The 21,815-nt window shown below is 74.3% G+C and carries 23 protein-coding genes and 3 tRNA genes; 8 read left to right on the top strand and 18 right to left on the bottom strand.

Annotation, left to right across the window (positions count from 1 at the left end):
• Nucleotide 1: 1 nt before the first annotated feature.
• Nucleotides 2-1,597, bottom strand: a complete 1,596-nt coding sequence (locus GCU60_RS11865; RefSeq protein ID WP_163205415.1) for a DAK2 domain-containing protein — start codon at nt 1,595-1,597, stop codon at nt 2-4.
• A 185-nt stretch (nt 1,598-1,782) separates the two neighbouring features.
• On the opposite strand from GCU60_RS11865, the gene rpmB reads away from it, so the two are divergent.
• Entirely contained in the window at nt 1,783-1,974 is a 192-nt protein-coding gene (gene rpmB, locus GCU60_RS11860) for a 50S ribosomal protein L28 (RefSeq protein WP_104523111.1), read from the top strand.
• 77 nt (nt 1,975-2,051) lie between these two features.
• Here the strand turns inward: rpmB and GCU60_RS11855 are convergent, their stop codons facing one another.
• Genes GCU60_RS11855 through GCU60_RS11845 form a run of 3 tightly spaced genes read right to left on the bottom strand, consistent with a single transcriptional unit; the run spans nt 2,052 to nt 4,223 of the window.
• On the bottom strand, nt 2,052-2,678 hold the full coding sequence (locus GCU60_RS11855) for a cytidylate kinase family protein (protein ID WP_163205412.1): 627 nt from the start codon (nt 2,676-2,678) through the stop codon (nt 2,052-2,054).
• Nucleotides 2,666-3,199 (bottom strand): GNAT family N-acetyltransferase, encoded by a 534-nt coding sequence (locus tag GCU60_RS11850; protein ID WP_163205410.1) that lies wholly within the window; start codon nt 3,197-3,199, stop codon nt 2,666-2,668. Before GCU60_RS11850 ends, GCU60_RS11855 begins: the two co-directional genes overlap by 13 nt.
• Nucleotides 3,183-4,223 (bottom strand): thiamine-phosphate kinase, encoded by a 1,041-nt coding sequence (locus GCU60_RS11845; protein ID WP_163205408.1) that lies wholly within the window; start codon nt 4,221-4,223, stop codon nt 3,183-3,185. The genes GCU60_RS11850 and GCU60_RS11845 overlap by 17 nt, the downstream gene beginning before the upstream one ends.
• Nucleotides 4,224-4,315: 92 nt before the next feature.
• On the opposite strand from GCU60_RS11845, the gene GCU60_RS11840 reads away from it, so the two are divergent.
• Nucleotides 4,316-4,549 (top strand): Lrp/AsnC ligand binding domain-containing protein, encoded by a 234-nt coding sequence (locus GCU60_RS11840; protein ID WP_104529649.1) that lies wholly within the window; start codon nt 4,316-4,318, stop codon nt 4,547-4,549.
• 12 nt (nt 4,550-4,561) lie between these two features.
• The gene (locus GCU60_RS11835) at nt 4,562-5,140 is read left to right on the top strand and encodes a DUF3515 family protein (protein WP_163205406.1); all 579 of its coding nucleotides are present in this window, start codon (nt 4,562-4,564) and stop codon (nt 5,138-5,140) included.
• 14 nt (nt 5,141-5,154) lie between these two features.
• Here the strand turns inward: GCU60_RS11835 and GCU60_RS11830 are convergent, their stop codons facing one another.
• Together GCU60_RS11830 and GCU60_RS11825 are read right to left on the bottom strand one after the other, a co-directional pair.
• Complete coding sequence (locus GCU60_RS11830) at nt 5,155-5,841, bottom strand: hypothetical protein (protein WP_163205404.1); 687 nt, start codon at nt 5,839-5,841, stop codon at nt 5,155-5,157.
• Complete coding sequence (locus tag GCU60_RS11825; protein ID WP_163205402.1) at nt 5,838-6,971, bottom strand: D-alanine--D-alanine ligase family protein; 1,134 nt, start codon at nt 6,969-6,971, stop codon at nt 5,838-5,840. The genes GCU60_RS11830 and GCU60_RS11825 overlap by 4 nt, the downstream gene beginning before the upstream one ends.
• A gap of 97 nt (nt 6,972-7,068) precedes the next feature.
• On the opposite strand from GCU60_RS11825, the gene GCU60_RS11820 reads away from it, so the two are divergent.
• Entirely contained in the window at nt 7,069-7,839 is a 771-nt protein-coding gene (locus GCU60_RS11820; protein WP_163205400.1) for a CDP-alcohol phosphatidyltransferase family protein, read from the top strand.
• On the opposite strand, the gene GCU60_RS11815 is transcribed toward GCU60_RS11820, so the two are convergent.
• From GCU60_RS11815 to GCU60_RS11805, 3 genes are all read right to left on the bottom strand, one after another.
• The gene (locus GCU60_RS11815; protein WP_163205397.1) at nt 7,810-8,943 is read right to left on the bottom strand and encodes a cystathionine gamma-lyase; all 1,134 of its coding nucleotides are present in this window, start codon (nt 8,941-8,943) and stop codon (nt 7,810-7,812) included. The genes GCU60_RS11820 and GCU60_RS11815 overlap by 30 nt on opposite strands.
• A 77-nt stretch (nt 8,944-9,020) precedes the next feature.
• The gene (locus GCU60_RS11810) at nt 9,021-10,016 is read right to left on the bottom strand and encodes an NAD(P)H-dependent glycerol-3-phosphate dehydrogenase (protein WP_163205395.1); all 996 of its coding nucleotides are present in this window, start codon (nt 10,014-10,016) and stop codon (nt 9,021-9,023) included.
• Nucleotides 10,013-10,279: a hypothetical protein gene (locus GCU60_RS11805; protein ID WP_163205393.1), complete on the bottom strand. Its 267-nt coding sequence runs from the start codon at nt 10,277-10,279 to the stop codon at nt 10,013-10,015. The genes GCU60_RS11810 and GCU60_RS11805 overlap by 4 nt, the downstream gene beginning before the upstream one ends.
• A 113-nt stretch (nt 10,280-10,392) precedes the next feature.
• On the opposite strand from GCU60_RS11805, the gene cofC reads away from it, so the two are divergent.
• The 3 genes from cofC to GCU60_RS11790 are packed head-to-tail and all read left to right on the top strand — an operon-like array spanning nt 10,393 to nt 14,027.
• Nucleotides 10,393-11,040: a 2-phospho-L-lactate guanylyltransferase gene (gene cofC / locus GCU60_RS11800; RefSeq protein ID WP_163205391.1), complete on the top strand. Its 648-nt coding sequence runs from the start codon at nt 10,393-10,395 to the stop codon at nt 11,038-11,040.
• 4 nt (nt 11,041-11,044) lie between these two features.
• Nucleotides 11,045-13,117 carry an RNA degradosome polyphosphate kinase gene (locus tag GCU60_RS11795; protein WP_345770549.1) on the top strand — a complete coding sequence of 691 codons (2,073 nt, stop codon included), beginning with the start codon at nt 11,045-11,047 and terminating at the stop codon, nt 13,115-13,117.
• Nucleotides 13,101-14,027 carry an NUDIX hydrolase gene (locus GCU60_RS11790; protein ID WP_163205387.1) on the top strand — a complete coding sequence of 309 codons (927 nt, stop codon included), beginning with the start codon at nt 13,101-13,103 and terminating at the stop codon, nt 14,025-14,027. Before GCU60_RS11795 ends, GCU60_RS11790 begins: the two co-directional genes overlap by 17 nt.
• 19 nt (nt 14,028-14,046) lie before the next feature.
• Here GCU60_RS11790 and leuD read toward each other — a convergent pair whose 3' ends face one another.
• Both leuD and leuC read right to left on the bottom strand, forming a co-directional pair.
• A complete protein-coding gene (gene leuD / locus GCU60_RS11785) occupies nt 14,047-14,652 on the bottom strand; it encodes a 3-isopropylmalate dehydratase small subunit (protein ID WP_163205385.1) in 606 nt (201 codons plus the stop codon).
• Nucleotides 14,653-14,655: 3 nt separating this feature from the next.
• Entirely contained in the window at nt 14,656-16,062 is a 1,407-nt protein-coding gene (leuC, locus tag GCU60_RS11780) for a 3-isopropylmalate dehydratase large subunit (RefSeq protein WP_163205383.1), read from the bottom strand.
• A 115-nt stretch (nt 16,063-16,177) separates the two neighbouring features.
• On the opposite strand from leuC, the gene GCU60_RS11775 reads away from it, so the two are divergent.
• Nucleotides 16,178-16,840, top strand: a complete 663-nt coding sequence (locus GCU60_RS11775) for an IclR family transcriptional regulator (protein WP_430537419.1) — start codon at nt 16,178-16,180, stop codon at nt 16,838-16,840.
• Nucleotides 16,841-16,842: 2 nt separating this feature from the next.
• On the opposite strand, the gene GCU60_RS11770 is transcribed toward GCU60_RS11775, so the two are convergent.
• From GCU60_RS11770 to GCU60_RS11740, 7 genes are all read right to left on the bottom strand, one after another.
• Nucleotides 16,843-17,112: a hypothetical protein gene (locus tag GCU60_RS11770; RefSeq protein WP_204261881.1), complete on the bottom strand. Its 270-nt coding sequence runs from the start codon at nt 17,110-17,112 to the stop codon at nt 16,843-16,845.
• 11 nt (nt 17,113-17,123) lie between these two features.
• Complete coding sequence (locus GCU60_RS11765; protein WP_163205377.1) at nt 17,124-18,797, bottom strand: sodium:solute symporter family transporter; 1,674 nt, start codon at nt 18,795-18,797, stop codon at nt 17,124-17,126.
• A 26-nt stretch (nt 18,798-18,823) separates the two neighbouring features.
• Nucleotides 18,824-19,996: a galactokinase gene (gene galK, locus GCU60_RS11760; RefSeq protein ID WP_204261880.1), complete on the bottom strand. Its 1,173-nt coding sequence runs from the start codon at nt 19,994-19,996 to the stop codon at nt 18,824-18,826.
• 73 nt (nt 19,997-20,069) lie between these two features.
• Nucleotides 20,070-21,164 carry a galactose-1-phosphate uridylyltransferase gene (gene galT, locus GCU60_RS11755; protein WP_345770548.1) on the bottom strand — a complete coding sequence of 365 codons (1,095 nt, stop codon included), beginning with the start codon at nt 21,162-21,164 and terminating at the stop codon, nt 20,070-20,072.
• A 180-nt stretch (nt 21,165-21,344) separates the two neighbouring features.
• Nucleotides 21,345-21,417: transfer RNA gene (locus tag GCU60_RS11750), tRNA-Glu, on the bottom strand.
• A gap of 135 nt (nt 21,418-21,552) precedes the next feature.
• A tRNA-Glu gene (locus GCU60_RS11745) sits at nt 21,553-21,625 on the bottom strand.
• A 43-nt stretch (nt 21,626-21,668) separates the two neighbouring features.
• Nucleotides 21,669-21,740, bottom strand: a tRNA-Gln gene (locus GCU60_RS11740).
• Between the last annotated feature and the right edge of the window lie 75 nt (nt 21,741-21,815).

The following is a 21,815-nucleotide window of genomic DNA, read 5'->3' as shown; positions in this document are numbered from 1 at the left end:
CTCACTCCACCCCGATCTGCAGGGGCAGCGAGCTGGGACCACCGCCGTAGCGGACGACCTCGACCGTCGGGTGGGCCGAGGACAGGTGGGCGCAGACGGTGGCGCCCAGCTCCTCGTCCTCCCCGACGACCAGGGTGGCCATCTCGCCGCCGGCCGAGAGCAGCCGGTCCAGCAGGTCGCAGGCGACGGCGGCGACGTCGGGACCGATCACGACGACGTCGCCCTCGGCGGAGCCAAGGACGTCGCCGGGGTGGCACCGGCCCGCCGAGGTGAGCGCCTCCTGGTCGGCGACTGTCACCTCGGCCCACCGGGTCGCCGCGGCGGCCTCGGCCATGGCGATGACGTCGTCGCCGAAGCGTCGCTCGGCATCGGCGACGGCGACGGCGGCCAGCCCCTGCACCGGGGAGCGCGTCGGGACCACGCCGACCTCCCGGCCGGTCTCCCGGGCGCGGGTGGCCGCCCGCGAGGCCACGGGCAGGAGGCCGGCGTCGTTGGGCAGGACGACCACCTCCTCACCCCCCGAGGCGAGGATCTCGGCGTGGATGTCGTCCTCGGTGACGCCACCCTCGCCGCAGACGACGACCCGCGCGCCCTCGGCGGCGAACAACGCCGCCAGGCCGTCGCTGTGCACGACGGCGACGACCGCGCGCCGTCCGGGCACCGCTTCCGGGTGCCACACGGGCGCAAGCGGGGTGACCGAGATGCGGTGCGGGCGGCCGGCCTCGATGCCGGCCTCGATGGCGGCTCCGACGTCGGAGACGTGGACGTGCACGTTCCACTCCCGGCCGGTGGGGGTGTCCACCCCGACGACCACGAGGCTGTCGCCGAGGGCGGCCAGCCGCTGCTGCAGCCGTTCGACCGCCGCCTCGTCGGCGTCGGCCAGCAGGTACTGCACCTCGCTGCCCGGACCGGGCGGGGGCTGGTGCGGGGCGTGCTCGTGCCGGTGGTGGTGCTCGGGCAGCGCCAGGGCCGGGCGCACCGGCTCGACGCCGGTGACGGTGCGCACGAGGGCGTCGAGCACGAGGCACAGCCCCGCGCCGCCCGCGTCGACCACGCCGGCCTCGCGCAGCGCGGCCAGCTGCCCGGGCGTGCGGTCGAGGGCCACCCGGGCGCCGTCGGCCGCGGCGCGCACGACGGCGGCGAGCTCGCCCGCGCCGTCGTCGACGGCCGCCACGGCCGCTTCGCCGGCAGCCCGGGCGACGGTCAGGAAGGTGCCCTCCTCGGGGTCGGCGACGGCGGCGTAGGCGCCGTCGGCCGCCTTCTGCAGGGCGGCGGCGAACGCCGGCCCCTCCGCGGGCGGCTGCGCGGTCAGCTGGTCGGCCAGACCGCGCAGCAGCTGGGCCAGGATCGTGCCGGAGTTCCCTCGGGCGGCGAGCACCGCGCCACGGGCCAGGACCGGCCAGGTCGCCTCCCGCCCACCCGCGGAGTCCAGGGCCGCGAGCGCACCCTCCGCGGTGTGCAGGAGGTTGGTGCCGGTGTCCCCGTCGGGGACCGGGAAGACGTTCAGCTCGTCGAGCCGGCTCCTGGCGCCGGACAGCGCCTCGACCGCGGCGCGGCACCACTGACCGACCGCGGCGTCGTCCAGCGCCGTCAGCACGGGGGAAGGCTACCCACCCGGGCCGACAGGATCGGGCATCATCGGCTGGAGGACCGCCCGAACGTGCCCCGCCGGGAGGGTGCCGCGACGCCCCGCCGGAGAACCGGTTAGAGTGTTGGACGGTCTTGTCGCGGGTGCTGCCTTGCCCCGCCGTCTGTGAACGATTCTTCTGGGAGTGATCAACCGTGGCTGCCAACTGCGATGTGTGTGGCAAGGGCCCCGGTTTCGGTATGTCGGTGTCGCACTCGCACCGGCGCACGCCGCGCCGTTGGAACCCGAACATCCAGTCCGTGCGGGCGCTGATCGCCCCCGGCAACCGTCGCCGGATCAACGCGTGCACCTCGTGCATCCGCGCCGGCAAGGTCGTCCGCGCCTGAGCTCGGGGGCTCCGCGCCCCGCTGATCGACAGAACCCCGGAGGTCCTCGGACCCCCGGGGTTCTTCGTGCGCGCGGGCTACCGGCCGATGCCCCGCCCGCGCGCGGCGGCGACGACCAGCTCGATGCCGGTCTCCAGCGGCAGCGCCGTGGTGTCCACGACGAGGTGGTAGTGCCTGGCCTCGGCCGGGTCGCAGCGGTAGAAGTGCCGCACGTAGGCCTCCCGCCCCCGGTCGGCGGCGGCCAGTTCCCGGGCCACCTCCTCGCGCGGACGCCCCGAGCGGGCCACGGCCGACGACAGCCGCTGCTCCCGCGGTCCGTCCAGCCGCACGTGCAGCGCATCGGGCCTGTCGCGCAGCACCATCGCCGCGGCTCGGCCCAGCACCACCCCGCCGTCGCCCTCGGCGATCTCGGCGAGGACCCGCTCGGTCTGCTCGCGGTAGGCCCGCGCGTCGGGCAGCGGCGTCCCGGGGACGACGGCACCCACGGGGTCGGGCATGGTGCCCAGCGAGGCCACCAGCCGCCAGAGGCCGCGCACGACGGTCTCGTCGTTGGCCTCGGCCTCGGCCACCGGGACCCCCAGCCGGCCGGCCACCCGCCCGGGGATCGCCCGGTCGTGGAAGGGCAGCCCGAGCCGGTCGGCCACCGCCGGCGCGATCTCCGCGCCCGCCGCTCCGTAGGACGCCGAGACGGTCACGATGCCCACGACTCCCCCTCCTCCGCCGGCAGCTCGGCGGCCAGCGCCTTGCCCAGGAAGACCGCGTCGGTCGAGCACGCGTACACCCCGTAGCCCTCGACGGGCAGGTAGCCGAGCTCCCCGTACAGCGCCACCGCCTCCGGCTGCTTGTCGCCGGTGTTGAGCACCACCGACCGGTGCCCCGCGCGGACGGCGGAGGACTCCAGCTCTGCCATGACCGTCTGGGCCAGGCCCAGCCGGCGGAAGGCCGGCGCCACGTAGACCCGCTTGATCTCCACCCCGCCGGGCGGGTAGACCCGCCACGCCCCGCACCCGGCCGGCACGCCGCCGACCTCGGCGACGAGGAACAGCCCGGCCGGGGGCAGGAACTCCGCGGGGTCGACGGGAGCGGCGTCGCGGCCGCCGTACCGCGCGACGTACTCCTGCTGCACCGCCTCGACCAGCGCCTGCGCCAGCGGGTCGTCGTAGGGCACCGGGCGCAGCCGGGCCACCGACCCGTCGCGCAGCACCCGCTCAGCCGAAGTGGACATGTCCCGCCCTCTCCGCGCCCACGTCGTGGAGCGCCTCGGCCGCCGGGCGGCCGTCCACCCGCACACCCGGTTCCCTGCCCGGCGCACGCACCGCGCCGATCACCGTCCACCCGGGGGGCAGCACCGCCTTCGGCGGGAAGGTGGCCAGCAGGGCGTGGTCCTCCCCGCCGCTGAGCACCCACGCCATCGGGTCCACCCCCAGCGCCGAGCCCACCTGCTGCAGCGGCCCGACCGGCTCCAGGCACGCCGCGGCCAGCGCCGCCGAGTCCAGGTCGATCACCACCCCGCTGTCGCGCGCCAGGTGCCCGGCGTCGGCCACCAGGCCGTCGCTCACGTCGCACATCGCCGAGGCCCCGGCGTCCGCGGCGGCCGGTCCGGCGGCGTACGGCGGCGTGGGCCGCCGGTGCGCGGCGACGACGGCCACCGGGCTGGAGAAGCCCCGCCGCAGCACCGCCAGCCCCGCCGCCGACCAGCCCAGCCGCCCGGCCAGCGCCACGACCTGCCCGGCACGCGCCCCCGAGCGCCGCACCGGGGTCCGCCCACCGAGGTCGCCCAGCGCGGTCACCGAGAGCACCACGCCGGCGCTGTCCGGGGCCGACGCGACGGTGTCACCACCGACGACGGCGGCGCCCATCGGCGCGCACTCGTCGGCCATGCCGGTGGCCACGCCCTCGAGCCAGCCCGTCGGGGTGTCCGGCGGGCACGCCAGCCCGACCACCAGCGCGGTCGTCGTCGCCCCCATCGCAGCGACGTCGGCCAGGTTGGCGGCGGCCGCCTTGTGCCCGATGTCCTCGGCCGAGGACCAGTCGCGCCGGAAGTGCCGGCCCTCGACCAGCACGTCGGTGGTGACGACGACGCGCCCGTCGGCGGCCCGCACCACCGCGGCGTCGTCACCGGGCCCCACCTCGGCGGCCGCCGCGGTGCCGGAGCGGGCGAGCACGCGGGCGATCACGCCGAACTCCCCGACGACGCGCACGCTGTCGGCGGGATCGCTGCGCGGAACGAGCGGACGGGGGCGACTCACCGAAGTCCTCCAGCTGCTGGGGTAGGTTGCCGACGAGTCCGCCACCCGGCGGGGACGACGTCTCGGCACTGTTGCCGGAGGAAGGATCTCCCGTGGTCCACGCCTACATCCTCATCCAGACCGAAGTCGGCAAGGCCGCCCAGGTCGCCTCGACCATCGCCGAGATCAGCGGCGTCACCCGGGCCGAGGACGTGACCGGCCCGTACGACGTCATCGTGCGCGCCGAGGCCGACACCGTCGACGACCTGGGTCGCCTGGTCGTCGCGCGAGTGCAGTCGGTCGACGGCATCACCCGCACGCTGACCTGCCCGGTCGTCAACATCTGACCGGGTAGCCCCGTGGACCCGCTGCGCCGGGCCGCCCTGCTCACCACGGCGATCGCCGTCCCGGTGGTGATCGCGCTGGTCGTGCTCGTCAACGTGCTCGGCGACCCGTCCGCCGGCACGAGCGATCCGCGCGCCGGCCAGGGCGCGCCGGCCGAGATCGACGGGCGCACCCCCGTCCGCCCCGAGGACCTCCCGGTGCTGCCGCTGGACGTCCCCGAGGTGACGCCCGAGGCGGAGGCGTCGTGCCCGGCCCTCATGGGGAACCTGCCGCTGGAGCTCGCCGGGGAGCCCTCCCGCCGGGTGAAGTCCGACACCCCCTACGTCTACGCGTGGGGTGAGCCGCCCGTCGTCCTCACCTGCGGGGTGGACCGCCCCGCCGGCTGGGTGGCGACCGCCTCCGGCATCCAGATCAACGGCGTCCTGTGGCACGTGGACACCAGCGACCCCGACACCACCGTGTGGACGGCGGTCGACCGCCCCGTGTACGTCGAGGTCCGGCTGCCCGCAGGCGTCGACAGCGCTCCGGTCACCGCGCTGACCGTCCCGCTCGCCGAGGCGCTGCCCTACCAGGAGCCGCAGCCCGCGCCCTGAGCTCTCCCGCACGCTCACGCCGGCGGCAGCAGCTCGAGCTGGTCGGCCAGCACCGCCTGCACCTCCCGGACGGCCTCGCGGGCCGTGGGCCCCACCGCGGTCACCGACACGCTGAACACGCCGTGCCGGCACCACGCGAAGGCCGCCGGCGCGTCCAGGCCCGCGTCGGGCACCGGCTCCTCCACCACCAGCTGGCGGCAGCTGCCGGGCAGCCCGGGCGGGTCCTCGCTGAGGGTTCCGCCGTAGAGGTCGGCGTCGTTGCCGGCGAGGTCCTCCGCGTAGCGGCCGGCCCCTGAGCGTTGCTCGAACTGGTCGACGAAGAGCGCGGTCATCGGCCCCGCCTCGCGACCCCAGAACCGCTCCCAGCCGTGCAGGTAGCCGTACTCCGCCAGGATCCCCCGCTCCCGGACCGGGTCGCTGGCGTACCGCGCCACGTCCTCCAGCCGTTTGGCGCCGGCGGGCGGGTGCACCTCGTCGTCGGGCAGCCGCGGCAGCCCCGACGGGACCTCGGTGACCAGGAGGGGCTCCAGCTCCTCGGGCGTCGTCGGCCGGTCCGAGGGCGCGACGGCGGTCGCCGAGCCCTCGACCGCGCGGCCGCAGCCGAGCAGGGCGAGCAGGGCGAGCAGCGCGGGGACCAGGACGGGGACGAGCCGGGACGGCGTGGCGGGCCCACCGCGCGCGGTGGGCCGCCCCGGGATCACCGGGCCGGCCGGGAGCCGTTGCCGAGCGCGCCGCTGACGAGCCGGTCGACCAGCTCGGCGAAGTCCACGCCGGTGGCCGCCCACATGCGGGCGAACATGGAGATCGGGGTGAAGCCGGGCATCGTGTTGACCTCGTTGATGACCAGGTGGTCCCGGCCGTCGGCCCCGGTGCCCAGGAAGAAGTCAACCCGGGCCAGGCCCCGGCAGTCCAGCGCCAGGTAGGCCCGCCGCGCGGCGTCCTGGACGGCGGCGGTCTGCTCGGGGGTGAGGTCGGCCGGGATGTCGAAGTCGGCCGCGTCGTCGAGGTACTTGGCCGCGAAGTCGTACCAGTCCACACCGGCGTGCAGCCGGATCTCGGCCGGCAGGCTGGCCTCGGGCAGCCCGGAGCCCCGTGCGGCCAGGACGCCGCACTCGATCTCGCGGCCGGGGATGGCGGCCTCCACGATCACCTTGGGGTCGACCGCGGCGGCCTCGGCGACGGCGGCCGGGAACTGCGCCCAGTCGGAGACCTTCGTGATGCCGATGCTGGAACCCGCCCGCGCCGGCTTCACGAACACCGGCAGGCCGAGCCGCTCCCGCGCCGCCCCGTCGAGGAGCTCCGGGTCGGCGCACACGGCACCGGCAGCGTCGCGCAGGACGACGTGGTCGCCCTGGGGCAGCCCGGCGGCAGCCAGGAGCTTCTTGGTGAACTCCTTGTCCATGGAGGCCGCGCTGGCGAACACGCCCGATCCCACGTAGGGCAGACCGGTCATCTCCAGCAGCCCCTGGACCGTGCCGTCCTCCCCGTAGGTGCCGTGCAGCACCGGGAAGACGACGTCGACCTCGGTGAGCGCGCCGACGGCCGCACCCGGCTCGAGGACGGCGAGGCCACGCGACTGCGGGTCGCCGACCAGCGAGACCGCCGTGCCTCCGACGACCTCGGGGAGCGCCCCGTCGGTGATGGTCAGCTGCTGCCCGGGATCGGGCAGCACCCAGCGCCCGTCGCGCGCGATGCCGACCGGCACCACCTCGTAGCGGTCCGGGTCCAGCGCGGCCATGACGCTGCCGGCCGAGACGCAGGAGATCGCGTGCTCCTCGCTGCGTCCGCCGAACACGACCGCCACCCGCACCTTGCCAGCCTGTCCGCTCATCCCCGCGACCCTAACCGAGGGACCCACGCACCCCTCGGTGCGACGTCGGGCAGCGGTCGTCCCCGCCGACCCGGCCGTGGTGTGGCAGCCTCGTCGCGTGCAGGATCAGGCAGCTCCGCCGAGGGAGACGTTCTCGCGCGGCTTCCGGCTCGCCGGTGCCGCGGTGCACCTCTACACCGCCAGCGGGTCGGTCCTGGGGCTGCTCATCGTGCTCGCCGCCCTGGACGGGCAGGTGGTCACCGCCCTGTGGCTGGTGCTGGCGACGCTCTTCGTCGACGGCACCGACGGGATGCTGGCCCGCCGCTTCCGGGTCAAGGAGACGATCCCCTGGTTCGACGGCGCCCGGATGGACGACATCGTCGACTACCTGACCTACGTCTTCGCCGCCGTCGTCCTGCTCTGGACGACCGACCGGCTGCCGGGCGGGGCGCTGGGCTGGGTGCTGGCCGCCCTCCCGCTGCTGGCCTCCTGCTACCAGTTCTGCCGGGTCGACGCGAAGACCGACGACCACTACTTCCTCGGGTTCCCGAGCTACTGGAACGTCGTCGCCTTCTACGTGCTGGTGCTGGACATCGGCACGACCGGGACGGCGGTGACGCTGGCGGTGCTGACCGTGCTGGTGTTCGTGCCGGTCAAGTACGTCTACCCCTCGCGCACCAAGCTCCTGCGCAGCCTGAACCTGGGGCTCGCCGCCGTCTGGCTGATCAGCTCCGGGGTGCTGGTCCTCCAGTACCCCGACCCGCACCCGGTGGTCGTCGTGGTGAGCCTGGCCTACCTCGTCTACTACTTCGGCGTGAGCATCTGGCTGACCGTCCGGGGCAACCGGCGCCCGGAGACCTCAGCCGAGGGCGTCCAGCGCGCGGGATAGGTCGGCGACCAGGTCGGCGGTGTCCTCGATGCCGCACGACAGCCGGACGAAGCCCGGCGCGACGGCGTCCCCGCCCCACTGGGCCCGGCGATCGATCGTGCTGTGCACGCCACCGAAGCTGGTGGCCGCCGCCCAGAGCCGGCTGGCCGACAGCAGGCGCGTGACGGCCGCCTCGTCGGCGAGCTCCAGGGACACCACGCCGTTGGGCCGCAGCATCTGCCGCGAGGCCAGCGCGAAGGACGGGTCGCCCGGCCGCCACGGCCAGCGCAGGCCGGTCACCGCCGGGTGCCCGTCCAGCAGCTCCACGACGGCGGCCGCGTTCGCCGCCTGGCGCGCCAGGCGCAGGTCGACGGTGCTCATCGACCGGTGGCCCAGCCACGCCTCGAAGGCGCCGGGGGTGCTGCCGGTGCGGTCGCGGAACCCCTTCACGCGGGCGTACAGCTCGTCGTCGGTCACGGTCACGTGCCCGAGCAGGACGTCGCTGTGCCCGGTGAGCGCCTTGGTGTCGCTGCCCACGGTCAGGTCGGCGCCGAGCGCCAGCGGCCGCTGGCCGAGCGGCGTCGCGGTGGTGTTGTCGACGGCGACGAGCGCGCCGGCCGCGTGGGCGGCCCCGGCGACGGCGGCGATGTCGCAGACGTCGAGCTGCGGGTTGCTCGGCGTCTCCAAGAGCACCATGCGGGCACCCGCCAGCCCGCCGTCCGCGGCCACCCGCTCGATGTCCGGCGTGGCCGCGTACTGCACCTCGATGCCGAACCGGTCGAGCTCCTCGGCCGCCAGCAGCCGGGTCGTGTAGTAGCCGTCGGAGGGCAGGACGACGCGGTCACCGCTGCGCGCGCAGGCCAGCACGGCCGCGGTCAGCGCCGCCATCCCGGTGGCGAAGGACAGGCAGCGACCGCCGTCGAGCTCGCCCACCGCGTCCTCGAAGACGCGCAACGTCGGGTGCTCGGTGCGCCCGTAGGCGTCCGCGCCGTTCGCCCGCGGCGGCTGGTCGCCCAGGTGGAAGGGCGCGGCGAACACCGGCGAGGGCCGCAGCGGCGCGCCCGGAACCGCCGGGTCCTCCCCCGCGCGGACCGCCCGCGTCCCGTCGCCCCACTCAGCGTCCATCACTGCACCCTGCTCGCTCCCGCGGACCGCTCCGCTCCTCGCTCGTTCCTCGCTGCGATGCTCACGGTCCTGTCCGCTCACTCCGGCTTCGCCTCCCGCGACATGATCTCCCGCACCATCTGCGCGGGCGCCTCCCCCTCGTGGCACACCCGCACGACCGCCTCGGTGATCGGCACGTCGATCCCGTGCGCCCGCGCCAGGTCCAGCACCGAGCGGCAGCTCTTCACTCCCTCGGCGGTCTGCCGGGTGCTCTGCTGCACCTCCTCGACCGACATCCCCCGGCCCAGCTTCTCGCCGAAGGTCCGGTTGCGGGACAGCGGCGAGCTGCACGTGGCCACCAGGTCACCGAGCCCCGCGAGCCCGGCGAACGTGGTCAGCTCCGCGCCCAGCGCGAGGCCCAGCCGGGCCGTCTCGGCCAGGCCGCGGGTGATCAGCGAGGCCCGGGTGTTGTCCCCGAAGCCGAGCCCCTCGGCGATGCCGCAGGACAGCGCGATCACGTTCTTCACCGCGCCGCCGAGCTCGCACCCGACCAGGTCGGGGTTGGTGTACGGGCGGAAGTAGCGGGTGTGGCAGGCGGCCTGCAGCTGGGCGGCGCGGTCGGCGTCGGAGCAGGCGATCACCGTGGCCGCCGGCTGCTCCTCGGCGATCTCGCGCGCCAGGTTCGGCCCGGACAGCGCAGCCACCCGCTCCGCCCCGGCCCCGGTCACCTCCTGGATGACCTCGCTCATGCGCTTGGTCGTGCCGAGCTCGATGCCCTTCATCAGCGACAGCAGCGTGGCGTCCGGCGGCAGGAGCCCCCGCCAGTCGGCGAGGTTGCCGCGCAGCGACTGGGACGGCACGGCGAGCACCACGACCTCGGCGCCGTCGAGCGCCTCCCCCGGGTCGGCGGTCGCGCGCAGCCGGTCGGGCAGCCGCACGCCCGGCAGGTAGTCGGCGTTCTCCCGCTGCTCGGTGATGGCGTCGGCCAGCTCGGGCCGGCGCGCGTGCAGGACCACCTCGCAGCCGGCGTCGGCCAGCACCTTGGCGAACGTCGTCCCCCAGGAGCCCGCCCCCAGGACGGCGGCCCGGGTCACGCGGCACTCCCCGAGAGGTCCCCGGGCAGCTCGCGCCGCGGCGCGGGGTGGACGGCTCGGGGTGCGGGTACCCCGCGGAGCTCGGACAACTGGTCGCGCACCCGGGCCATCATCTGTTCGGTCGTCTCCCGTAGCAGTTGGGCGTCGATGGGGCGGCCCGCCGCGACCGCCGCGCGCACGGCGGTGAGGTCGACCGGCTCGCCGATGCAGAGCCAGAGGGCGAACGGGATGCGTCCACGGGTGCGCCACGTGCTGGTCTGCATGCCTCGACCTCCCTCCGCTGTGAGCTGTCCCATGATCGACCTGCGCCGCCGTGCCACCCCCACCGGGTCCTGACCGGGGTCCCCCGCGACCGCGGTGTGCTCACATTGTGGTCGTGCACTCCTGGTCGGTCGTGGTCCCGGCGAAGCGGCTCGCCGTCGCCAAGACCCGGCTGCAACCGCTTCCCGGCCTGCGGAGGGACGACCACCGGGCACTGGTGCTGGCCCTGCTGGCCGACACGGTGGCCGCCGCCACCGCCTGCCCTCGTGTCGGGTCGGTCGTCGTCGTCACCGACGAACCCGCGGCCGCCGAGCTGGTGCGCGGCCTCGGCGCGCGGACGGTGGCCGACGAGCCGGACAGCGGGCTGAACCCCGCGCTGGAGCACGGCGCGCTGGCGGCCGGCGGCACGGCGGTGGCCGCCCTCTCCTCCGACCTGCCCGCGCTGCGGCCGGCGGAGCTGGCGGCGGCGCTCGACGCGGCCGGGGCCGCGCCCCGCTGCTTCGTCGCCGACGCCCCGGGCACCGGCACGACCCTGCTCACCGCCGTCGGGACGCCGCTGCGCCCGCGGTTCGGCCGCGGGTCCGCGCGCGCCCACTCCGACGACGGCGCGCACCCGCTGACCGGCGACTGGCCCGGCCTGCTCCGCGACGTCGACACCCCGGCGGACCTGCGCGCGGCCGTGGAGCTGGGCGTCGGACCCCGGACCACCGAGCTGCTGCACGCCTCGCCGACTCTCGCCGTTCACCTGCGTGCGGCACGATGACCATGTGCCAGCAGAGACCGCGAACCGCACGGCCCAGCTCCCACCCGATCGGTACCTGAACCGAGAACTGTCCTGGCTGGACTTCAACGCCCGGGTGCTCGAACTGGCCGAGGACGACACGCTCCCCCTGCTGGAGCGGGTCAAGTACCTCGCCATCTTCGCCAGCAACCTCGACGAGTTCTTCATGGTCCGCATCGCGGGGCTCAAGCGCCGCCAGAACACCGGCCTCACCGTCCGTTCCCCCGACGGCCTCACCATCCGGGAGCAGCTGGAACGGATCACCGCTCGCACCCAGGAGCTGGTGCAGCGGCACTCCGACGTCTTCAACAAGGACGTTCTGCCGCGGCTGGGCGAGGCCGGCATCCGGATCGTGCGGTGGGACGAGCTCGAGGACGACGCGGCCGTGCGGCTGCGCGAGTACTTCCGCGACCAGGTGTTCCCCGTGCTCACGCCGCTGGCGGTCGACCCCGCGCACCCCTTCCCCTACATCAGCGGGCTGTCGCTGAACCTCGCCGTGTCGGTGCGCGACCCGGAGACCGGCGCCCCCCGGTTCGCCCGCCTCAAGGTGCCGAACAACGTGCCGCGCTTCGTGCAGGTCGGCGATGTGGAGACCACCGCGACGTTCCTGCCGCTCGAGGACCTCATCGCCGCCCACCTGCCGCAGCTCTTCCCCGGCCTGGAGGTCATCGACCACCACTTCTTCCGGGTCACCCGCAACGCCGACGTCGAGGTCGAGGAGGACCGGGACGAGGACCTGCTGCAGGCCCTGGAGCGCGAGCTGGCCCGCCGCCGGTTCGGGCCGGCGGTGCGGCTCGAGGTCGCCGAGCCGATGGACCCGCGGATCCTGGAGGTGCTGATCTCCGAGCTGGAGGTGGTCCCGACGGACGTGGTCCACGTGCCCGGGCTGCTCGACCTCGCCTCGCTGTGGGCGCTGTACGACCTGGACCGACCCGAGCTCAAGGACGAGCCCTTCGTGCCCGCCACGCACCCGCGGCTGAGCGAGGGCGAGACCCCCAAGAGCGTCTTCGCCACCCTGCGCGAGGGCGACGTCCTGCTGCACCACCCCTACCACTCGTTCGCGACCAGCGTGCAGCGCTTCATCGAGCAGGCGGCGGCCGACCCGAACGTGCTGGCGATCAAGCAGACGCTGTACCGCACGTCCGGCGACTCCCCCATCGTCAACGCCCTGATCGAGGCCGCCGAGGCCGGCAAGCAGGTCGTCGTGCTGGTGGAGATCAAGGCGCGCTTCGACGAGGAGGCCAACATCAGCTGGGCCCGCTCGCTGGAGCGGGCCGGCTGCCACGTCGTCTACGGGCTGGTCGGCCTCAAGACGCACTGCAAGACGGCGCTCGTGGTGCGCCGCGAGCAGGGCGTGATCCGGCGGTACTGCCACATCGGCACCGGCAACTACAACCCCAAGACGGCGCGCATCTACGAGGACGTCGGCATCCTGACCGCCGACCCGCGGGTCGGCGCCGACCTCACCGACCTGTTCAACACGCTCACCGGCTACTCGCGGCAGACCAACTACCGGACCCTCATGGTGGCGCCGCACGGCATCCGCAACGGGCTGGTGGAGAAGATCCGCCGGGAGGCCCGGCACGCCGCCGAGGGCCGCCCCGCCGGCATCCGCATCAAGGTCAACTCGCTGGTCGACGAGCGGATCATCGACGCGCTGTACGAGGCCTCGCGGGCCGGCGTCCCGGTGGAGCTGTTCGTCCGCGGGATCTGCGCGCTGCGGCCCGGCGTCGAAGGCATGTCGGAGACGATCCGGGTGCGCTCGATCGTCGGCCGCTTCCTGGAGCACTCCCGGGTCATCTCCTTCGTCAACGGCGGCGAGGACGAGTGGTGGATCGGCAGCGCCGACCTGATGCACCGCAACCTCGACCGCCGGGTCGAGGTGCTGCTGCGGGTCTGCGACGAGGCCGCCCGCACGCAGCTGCACGAGACCCTCGCCCCGGCGATGGCTCCGGGCGTGCGCTGCTGGGAGCTGCGCAGCGACGGTCGCTGGGAGCGGCTGGAGGGCCGTGACTACCAGGCGGAGCTGCTGCACCGGATCCATGACCTCGCCGGCTGACCAGCGGCCCGTCGCGGCCGCCGGCGGGGTCGTGTGGCGGCCGGCCGGGGACGACGACGTCGAGATCGCCGTCGTGCACCGGCCCCGCTACGACGACTGGTCGCTGCCCAAGGGGAAGCTCGACGCCGGTGAGCACGCGCTGGCCGCCGCCTGCCGCGAGGTGGTCGAGGAGACCGGCCTCGACGTGGTCGCCGGGCGTCGTGGGCCCACGACGCAGTACTCGGTCGACGGCGTGCCCAAGCACGTGGACTACTGGCTCATGCGGTGCGTCGGGGGCTCCTTCGCCACCAACGACGAGGTGGACGAGCTGCGCTGGCTCCCCCCCGCCGACGCCGCCGCCCTGGTCACCCACGAGCACGACCGCCTGGTGATCGCCGACGCCGCCCGGACCGACGTCCCGCGCGAGGTCGGCCTCCTGCTGGTCCGCCACGGCCGGGCCGGGAGCAAGCAGGAGTTCGACGGCCCGGACGAGCAGCGCCCCCTGGACGAGCGGGGGCTGCGGCAGGCGCGGCAGCTCGCCGAGGCCCTGCTGCTCTTCGAGCCCCAGGCCATCGCCTCGGCACCGCCGCTGCGCTGCCGCGCGACGGTCGAGCCCCTCGCGGAGACGATGGGTCTGGGCGTGCACGACCGACCCGAGTTCGGCGAGGAGTGCTTCGCCGACGACCCGCAGGCCGCGCTCACCGCGCTCGAACGGCTGCTGGTGCCCCGGGCGGATCCGGGCGTCACCGTCGTCTGCAGCCAGGGCGGGGTCATCCCCGCGGTGCTGCAGGCCCTGGGCGTGCACGGCCACGGTGTCCGGGGGCTGCTCCCGCCCGCCGCCAAGGGCAGCGTGTGGGCCCTCGGCGGCCGACCGGGCGCCCTGGTGGCCGACTACTACCGCGACTTCGAGCCCGACCCCGACGCCCCCTGAGGGCGCCGGGGCCGGCAGGTCAGGCCGGCAGCGCCGGGAGGGCCTTGGGCAGCCACGCCGGTCGCCGGCCCTCGAACGCCTCGACGTCGTCGAGGTGCCGCTCGGTCAGCCCGACGTCGTCGAGCCCCTCCAGCAGCCGCCAGCGGGTGTAGTCGTCGGCGTCGAACGGCACGGTGGTGTCGCCGTAGGTGACCAGCTTGGCCTGCAGGTCGACGGTGACCTGCGTGGTGGGGTCGGCCTCGGCCGCGGCCCACAGCGCCTCCACCTCGGCCTGGGGCAGGACGACGGTGAGCAGCCCGGCCTTGGTCGAGTTGTTCTTGAAGATGTCGGCGAACCGCGAGGAGATGACCACCCGGAAGCCGCCGTCCTTCAGCGCCCACACCGCGTGCTCGCGGGAGGAGCCGGTGCCGAAGTCGGGGCCGGCCACCAGGATCGAGGCGTCGGAGTACTCGGGCTTGTTGAGCACGAAGTCCGGCTCGTTGGTGCGCCAGGCGACGAAGAGGCCGTCCTCGAACCCGGTGCGGGTGATCCGCTTGAGGTACTCGGCCGGGATGATCTGGTCGGTGTCGACGGCGCTGCGGCGCAGCGGGGCGACGGTGCCGGTGTGCGTGATGAAGGCGTCCACGGGTCAGGCTCCGATCAGGTCGGCGGGGGCGGTCAGGCGGCCGGTGAGCGCGGTGGCCGCAGCCACCGACGGCGACACCAGGTGGGTGCGCCCACCCTTGCCCTGCCGGCCCTGGAAGTTGCGATTGCTGGTGGAGGCCGAGCGCTCCCCCGGCTTGAGCTGGTCGGGGTTCATGCCCAGGCACATCGAGCAGCCCGCACCCCGCCACTCCGCGCCGGCGTCGATGAACACCTGGTCCAGGCCCTCGGCCTCGGCCTGGCTCTTGACGCCGACGGACCCGGGGACGACGAGCATCCGGGTGCTGGGGTCGATCCGCTTCCCGCGCAGCAGGTCCGCGGCGACCCGCAGGTCCTCGATCCGGCCGTTGGTGCAGGAGCCGAGGAAGACGGTGTCGACCTCGATCTCGGTGAGCGGCGTGCCCGGCGTCAGGCCCATGTAGGCCAGCGCCTGCTCGGCGGCCCGGCGCTCGCCCTCGTCGGCGATCTGGGCCGGGTCGGGGACCCGCTCGCTGATCGGCAGGCCCTGACCGGGGTTGGTGCCCCAGGTGACGAACGGCGTCAGCGTCGCGGCGTCGAGCACGACCTCGGCGTCGAAGACCGCGCCCTCGTCGGTGCGCAGCGTCGACCAGTACTCGACGGCGGCGTCCCAGTCCGCGCCCTGCGGGGCGTGCGGGCGGCCCTGCAGGAAGTCGAAGGTGGTCCGGTCGGGAGCGATGAGCCCCGCCTTGGCGCCGGCCTCGATCGACATGTTGCAGATCGTCATGCGGGCCTCCATCGACAGCGCCTCGATGGCGCTGCCGCGGTACTCGATGACGTGGCCGGCGGCACCATTGGTGCCGATCTGCGCGATGACGGCGAGGATGATGTCCTTCGCCGAGACGCCCGGGGCCAGCTCGCCGTCGACGGTGACCGACATCTGCTTGGGCGCGTACTGCGGCAGCGTCTGGGTGGCGAGCACGTGCTCGACCTCGCTGGTGCCGATGCCGAACGCCAGCGCGCCGAAGGCGCCGTGCGTGGAGGTGTGGCTGTCGCCGCACACGATGGTCATGCCCGGCTGGGTGAGCCCCAGCTGCGGGCCGATGACGTGCACGATGCCCTGGTCGCGGTCGCCCATCGGGGCCAGCCGGATGCCGAACTCGGCGGCGTTCTTCCGCAGCGCCTCGACCTGCGCCCGGCTGATCGGGTCGGCGATGGGCGCGAGGATGTCCAGCGTCGGGACGTTGTGGTCCTCCGTCGCCATGGTGAGGTCGGGCCTGCGCACCGTCCGCCCGGCCACCCGGAGGCCGTCGAAGGCCTGCGGGCTGGTCACCTCGTGCACGAGGTGGAGGTCGATGTAGAGCAGGTCGGGCTCGCCCGCGGTGCTGCGCACCACGTGCGCCTCGTAGACCTTCTCGGCCAGGGTCTTCGGCACGGTTCGTCCTCTCACCGGGCACCCACCCGGGGGATCGCGGTAGCGGTCTCACTGCGTGGGATGCAAGTATTGCTGTGTGGGACAGCCTAACCCGGTAGCGGTCTTGGACAAAGCGGTGTCGATCCTGCACGCCGTGGCGCAGGAGCCGGCGACCCTCGCCGAGCTCGTCGCGCGCACCGGTCTGCCCCGCGCGACCGCCCACCGGCTGGCCGTCGCGCTCGAGGGTCACCGGCTGGTGCGCCGCACCGACGGCGGCAGCTGGGCGCCGGGACCGGCGCTGGCGGAGCTGGGGCGCGGCACGGCCGACATCGGCGAGATCGCCGGCCGCCACCTGGTCACCCTGCGCGACAGCACCGGGGAGAGCGCCCAGTTCTACGTGCGCGACGGGGCCACCCGCGTCTGCGTCGCCGCCGCCGAGCGCACCAGCGGGCTGCGCGACACCGTGCCGGTGGGCGCCCGCCTCCCCATGACCGCCGGCTCGGCCGCGCACGCGCTGCTGGCGTTCATGCCCGCCGACGAGGTCAACCGGCTGCTGCCCAACGCCAGCTTCACCGCGCGCACGCTGCTGGACGTGCGCCGGCGCGGCTGGGCGCACAGCGTTGCCGAGCGCGAGGCGGGGGTGGCCTCGCTGTCGGCCCCGGTCCGTGACGGGTCGGGCACCGTGCTCGGTGCCGTCTCGATCTCCGGCCCGGTCGAGCGGCTGGGCCGGCGCCCCGGCGCCGAGGTCATCGGCGCGGTGCTGGACGCCTCGGCCGCCATCTCCCGCGCCGCGCGCTGAGCTCAGCCGGTCGGCTGCTCGTCCTCCCGCGGCGGGTCGACCACGGTCGGGCGCAGCCGGGACCACAGCGCGAAGGCGACCGCCACGGCGATCATCCCGATGCCCGCCCACAGGTTGGCGTCGATGCCGCCGGTCTTGGCCAGGCTCTCGTCGTCGTCGAGCAGCCCGACGACGACCAGCACCACGCCGTAGAAGCCGATCAGCTCCGCGATGACGTTGCGGACGTCGAACGCGCCCGCCTTCTGCTGCTGCTGCCGCTTGCCGGAGCTCACGGGTTCCCCCCTCATCGGAAGATCACGTTCAGGGCGATGACCATGGCCAGCGCGATCCCGGCCAGCGGCACCGGCGACTGGTACCAGGGCAACTTGTGCGCCTCCGGGTCGGTGCGCACCTCCCTGGGCGTCTCCGAGTACACCAGCCCGGCCAGCTCGTGCGCCGGCTTGGGCGCGGTCACCTTGCTGACCACCACGCTCACCACGATGTCGACGACGAAGGCCGCGCCCGCCGCGACGAACGCCCCGCCCTGCCCCGGCAGGTCCAGGACGCCGGTCTCCACCATGACGAAGACGGTGATGGCCGCCGCGGTGCCCGAGACCAGTCCGGCCCAGCCCGCCGTCGGCGTCATCCGCTTCCAGAACATGCCCAGGATGAACGTGGCGAACAGCGGTGCGTTGAAGAAGCCGAACAGGGTCTGCAGGTAGTCCATCAGGTTGCTGTAGCCCGACGCGATCAGCGCCGTCCCGATGGCCGCGACCGTGGCACCGACCGTGGCCCACCGGCCGACCTTCAGGTAGTAGCCGTCGGGCCGGTCCTTCTTCACGTACTGCTGCCACAGGTCGTAGCTGAAGACGGTGTTGAAGGAGGAGATGTTGGCCGCCATGCCGGCCATGAACGCGGCCAGCAGGCCGGCGATGGCGACGCCGAGCAGCCCGTTGGGCAGCACGTCGCGGATCAGCAGCAGGATCGCGTCGTTGTAGGTGACGCCGGTGGCGGCGGTCGGGTCGGCCTTGTAGTCGATGAGCTCGGGGACGAGCACCGCGGCGATCATCCCGGGGATGACGACGATGAACGGCACGAACATCTTGGGGAAGGCGCCGATGATCGGCGTGCTCCGGGCCGCCGACATCGACTTGGTGGCCATGGCGCGCTGGACCTCGACGAAGTTCGTCGTCCAGTAGCCGAACGAGAGCACGAAGCCGAGGCCGAAGACGATGCCGACGGCGGACCAGACCGGGTTCTCGAAGCCCGACAGGTTGGTCGCCGGCCACGACGACAGCTGCTCGTCCCCGCCCGGGGAGGCGGTCACCCGATCGATGAGCCCGCCGATGCCACCGACGCGGTTCAGCCCGATCAGGGTCAGCGGCAGCAGCGCGGCAACGATGACGAAGAACTGCAGGACCTCGTTGTAGATCGCCGCGGACAACCCGCCCAGGGTGATGTAGCTGAGCACCACCGCCGCCGCCACGATCAGCGAGATCCACAGCGGCCAGCCCAGCAGGGCCTCCACGATGGTGGCCAGCAGGAACAGGTTGATGCCGGCGATGAGCACCTGGGCGACGGCGAAGCTGATCGCGTTGACCAGGTGGGCGCCGGTGCCGAACCGGCGGCGCATGAACTCCGGGACGCTGCGGACCTTCGACCCGTAGTAGAAGGGCATCATCACCACGCCGAGGAACAGCATGGCCGGGACGGCGCCGATCCAGAAGTAGTGCATCGTCGCCATGCCGTACTGCGCGCCGTTGGCCGACATGCCGATGATCTCGACCGCACCCAGGTTCGCCGAGATGAACGCCAGGCCGGTCACCCAGGCCGGCAGCGACCGGCCGGACAGGAAGAAGTCCAGGCTGTCGGACACCCGGCGGCGGGCGGCGACGCCGATCAGCATCACGACGGCGAAGTAGGCGACGACCAGCGCGTAGTCGACGAAGGAGGCATCGAGCCTCAGCGGTTCGTCCACGGGTTCCTTCTCTCGGGGGTGCGGACTCAGGCCAGGCGGCGGGCGCCGGCGGAGGGGACGACGACGAAGGTGCGCGGGGCCGGGTGCTGTTCCGCGGCGAAGCGCTCGGTGACGGCGGCGGTGACGTCGTCGGCCGCGCCGGCCTCGACCAGGGCGAGGACGCTGCCGCCGAACCCGCCCCCGACCATGCGGGCGCCGTGCGCGCCGGCGGCGAGCGCGGCCTCGACGCAGACGTCGATCAGCGGCACCGAGATCTGGAAGTCGTCGCGCAGCGACTCGTGGCCGGCCGTGAGCACCGGGCCGATGGCCCGCGGATCGGCGTCGCCCCGCAGCGTGGCCACGACCTCCAGCACGCGCGCGTCCTCGGTGACGACGTGCCGGGCGCGTCGCAGCAGCACCTCGCCGTCCTCGGTGCCGTCGGCCAGGGGGGCGAGCGCGGCGACGTCGTCGACCTCGCGGAGCAGCTCCACCCCGAGCCGCCGGGCGGCCTGCTCGCACTCCCGGCGGCGGTCGCGGTAGCCGCCCTCGGCGTGGTCGTGGGTGGTGCCGGTGTCCATCACCAGCAGAGCCAGCCCGGCCGCCGCGAGGTCCAGCGGCACCTGCTCGCGGGCGCCGTCGCGGGTGTCCAGGAACAGCGCGTGCCCGGCGGTGCACAGCACCGAGGCGGACTGGTCGAGCACGCCGGTGGGCGCGCCGACGAAGTCGTTCTCGGCCCGGCGGGCGACGTCGATCAGCGCGTCGCCGTCCAGGTCGAGGTCGAGCAGGTCGCGCACCGCCAGGGCCACCGAGCAGGACAGCGCGGCGGAGGAGGAGAGCCCGGCGCCGGCGGGCACGTTGCCGTCGACCAGGACGGTCAGCCCGCCGGGCACCTGCTCCGCGAGGGCGTGCACGACCCCGGCCGGATAGCCGGCCCACCCGCCCGGCCGGCCCGGCTCGAGGTCGACCACCGCGACCTCGGCGTCGTCGCCGGGGTGCTGGGCCGAGGCGAGGACGAGCAGCCCGTCGTCGCGGCGGGCCACGGCGGCGCGGGTGGTGTGCGGCAGCGCGACCGGCAGCACGAAGCCGCCGTTGTAGTCGGTGTGCTCGCCGATGACGTTGACCCGTCCCGGAGCGGCCCACACGCCCTCGGGCTGCTGCCCGAACCGCTGGGCGAAGGCCTCGGCCGCCGTCCGGGCGGCGTCCGCGTCGTCGGGGATCACGGCAGGACCACGTCGCCCATGGCTCGGTTCCGTCCTCGCTCCGCTCCTCGGTCGCTGGCGCTCACTGCGATGCTCACTCGGTCGTCACTTTCACGTTCCGCAGCTGGTCGGCGACGTCCTCGGGGTTGGTGTCGGTGATGAAGGCGCCCATCCCCGACTCCGAGCCGGCCAGGTACTTGAGCTTGCCGGGTGCGCGCCGCAGCGAGAACAGCTGCAGGTGCAGCCACCACTCGTCCCGGGCGCGCGCCGGCGCCTGGTTCCACGAGGTGATGTAGGGCATCGGGGTGACGAAGCGGTGGGCGAAGCGGCCCAGCACGTCCAGGTAGACCTCCACGAAGGCGTCCCGCTCGGCGTCCGTCAGCTCCGGCAGGTCGGCCACCCTGCGGGTGGGGAACAGCTGCACCTCGTAGGGCCAGCGCGCCGCCGCGGGGACGAACGCCGTCCAGTGCTCGTTGCCGGCCACCACGCGCGGGCCGGAGCGCTCGGCGGCGACGACCTCGGCGAACAGGTCGCCCCCGGTGGCCTCGCGGTGGCGGCGCACCGAGGCCAGCACCTTCGCCACCCGCGGCGTGACGAACGGGTAGGCGTAGATCTGGCCGTGCGGGTGGGAGAGCGTCACCCCGATCTCCTCGCCGTGGTTCTCGAAGCAGAAGACCTGCTCGACGCCGTCCAGCGCGGAGAGCTCGGCGGTGCGCTCGGCCCAGACGTCCACGACCAGCCGCGCCCGGTCCCGGCCCAGCTGGAAGAAGTCGCGGTCGTGGTCGCTGGTGAAGCAGACGACCTCGCAGCGGCCGAAGCCCGGCCGGAGCTCCGCCAGCGGGTTGCCGGGGGCGGCCGGGGGGACGTCGCGGGCGACGTCGGTGGCCAGTGACGGGAAGCGGTTCTCGAAGACCACGACCTGGTAGTCGGCCTCGGGCACCTCGGTCGGCCGGCCGGGCCGCGACGGGCACAGCGGGCACTGGTCGGCCGGGGGCAGGAAGGTGCGGGTCTGCCGGTGCGCGGCCACCACGACCCATTCGCCGAGCAGTGGGTCGAACCGGAGCTGGGAGCGGGTGGCCACCTCGGGGAGGTCGCGCTCGTCGGTGGCGTCGCGGGCGGGGGCGTCGCGGTCCTCGTCGAAGTAGAGGATCTCGCGTCCGTCGGCCAGCCGCCGGCTCGTCCGGATCACCGCGCGACCGCCTCTCCGCCGTCACGGTGCGCGAACGGCGGAGTCGACCGTAGTCCCGCTCATGATCATCCGGCCACCGGAAGTCGGTGCGATCTGCGCGACGCCCGATCGGGTGCCGGATCAGGCGTCCCCGAGAACGGCGAGAGCCCCCGACCTGGTGGTCGGGGGCTCTCGGTCGCGTAGCCCCGAAGGGATTCGAACCCTCGCTACCGCCGTGAGAGGGCGGCGTCCTGGGCCGCTAGACGACGGGGCCGTGCTGGGTGGTGCGGCGACCATTTTGCCATGCCCGGACCGGGCCCGGGAACGGGGGTGCGGCTCCGGCCGGACCGGCCACCCACCCGGGAACGGCGAGAGCCCCCGACCTGGTGGTCGGGGGCTCTCGGTGGCGTAGCCCCGAAGGGATTCGAACCCTCGCTACCGCCGTGAGAGGGCGGCGTCCTGGGCCGCTAGACGACGGGGCCGTGCTGGGTGGTGCGGTGGTGCAGGAGGAACCAGGATTCCTCGCTGGGGTACCAGGACTCGAACCTAGACTAACGGAACCAGAAACCGTCGGGCTGCCAATTACCCCATACCCCATGGGTGGCACCTCGCGGCGCCGGGAAAGACGATACCCGACGCCGTCGCGGGCGGTGGAACCACCCCCCGGTCGGC

It is taken from the genome of Blastococcus saxobsidens, from assembly GCF_010682065.1.
In the GTDB taxonomy this organism is placed as follows: Bacteria; Actinomycetota; Actinomycetes; order Mycobacteriales; family Geodermatophilaceae; genus Blastococcus; species Blastococcus saxobsidens_B.
Note: the sequence above shows the minus strand (reverse complement) of the source record. Positions and strands in the feature narration are given on the sequence as shown.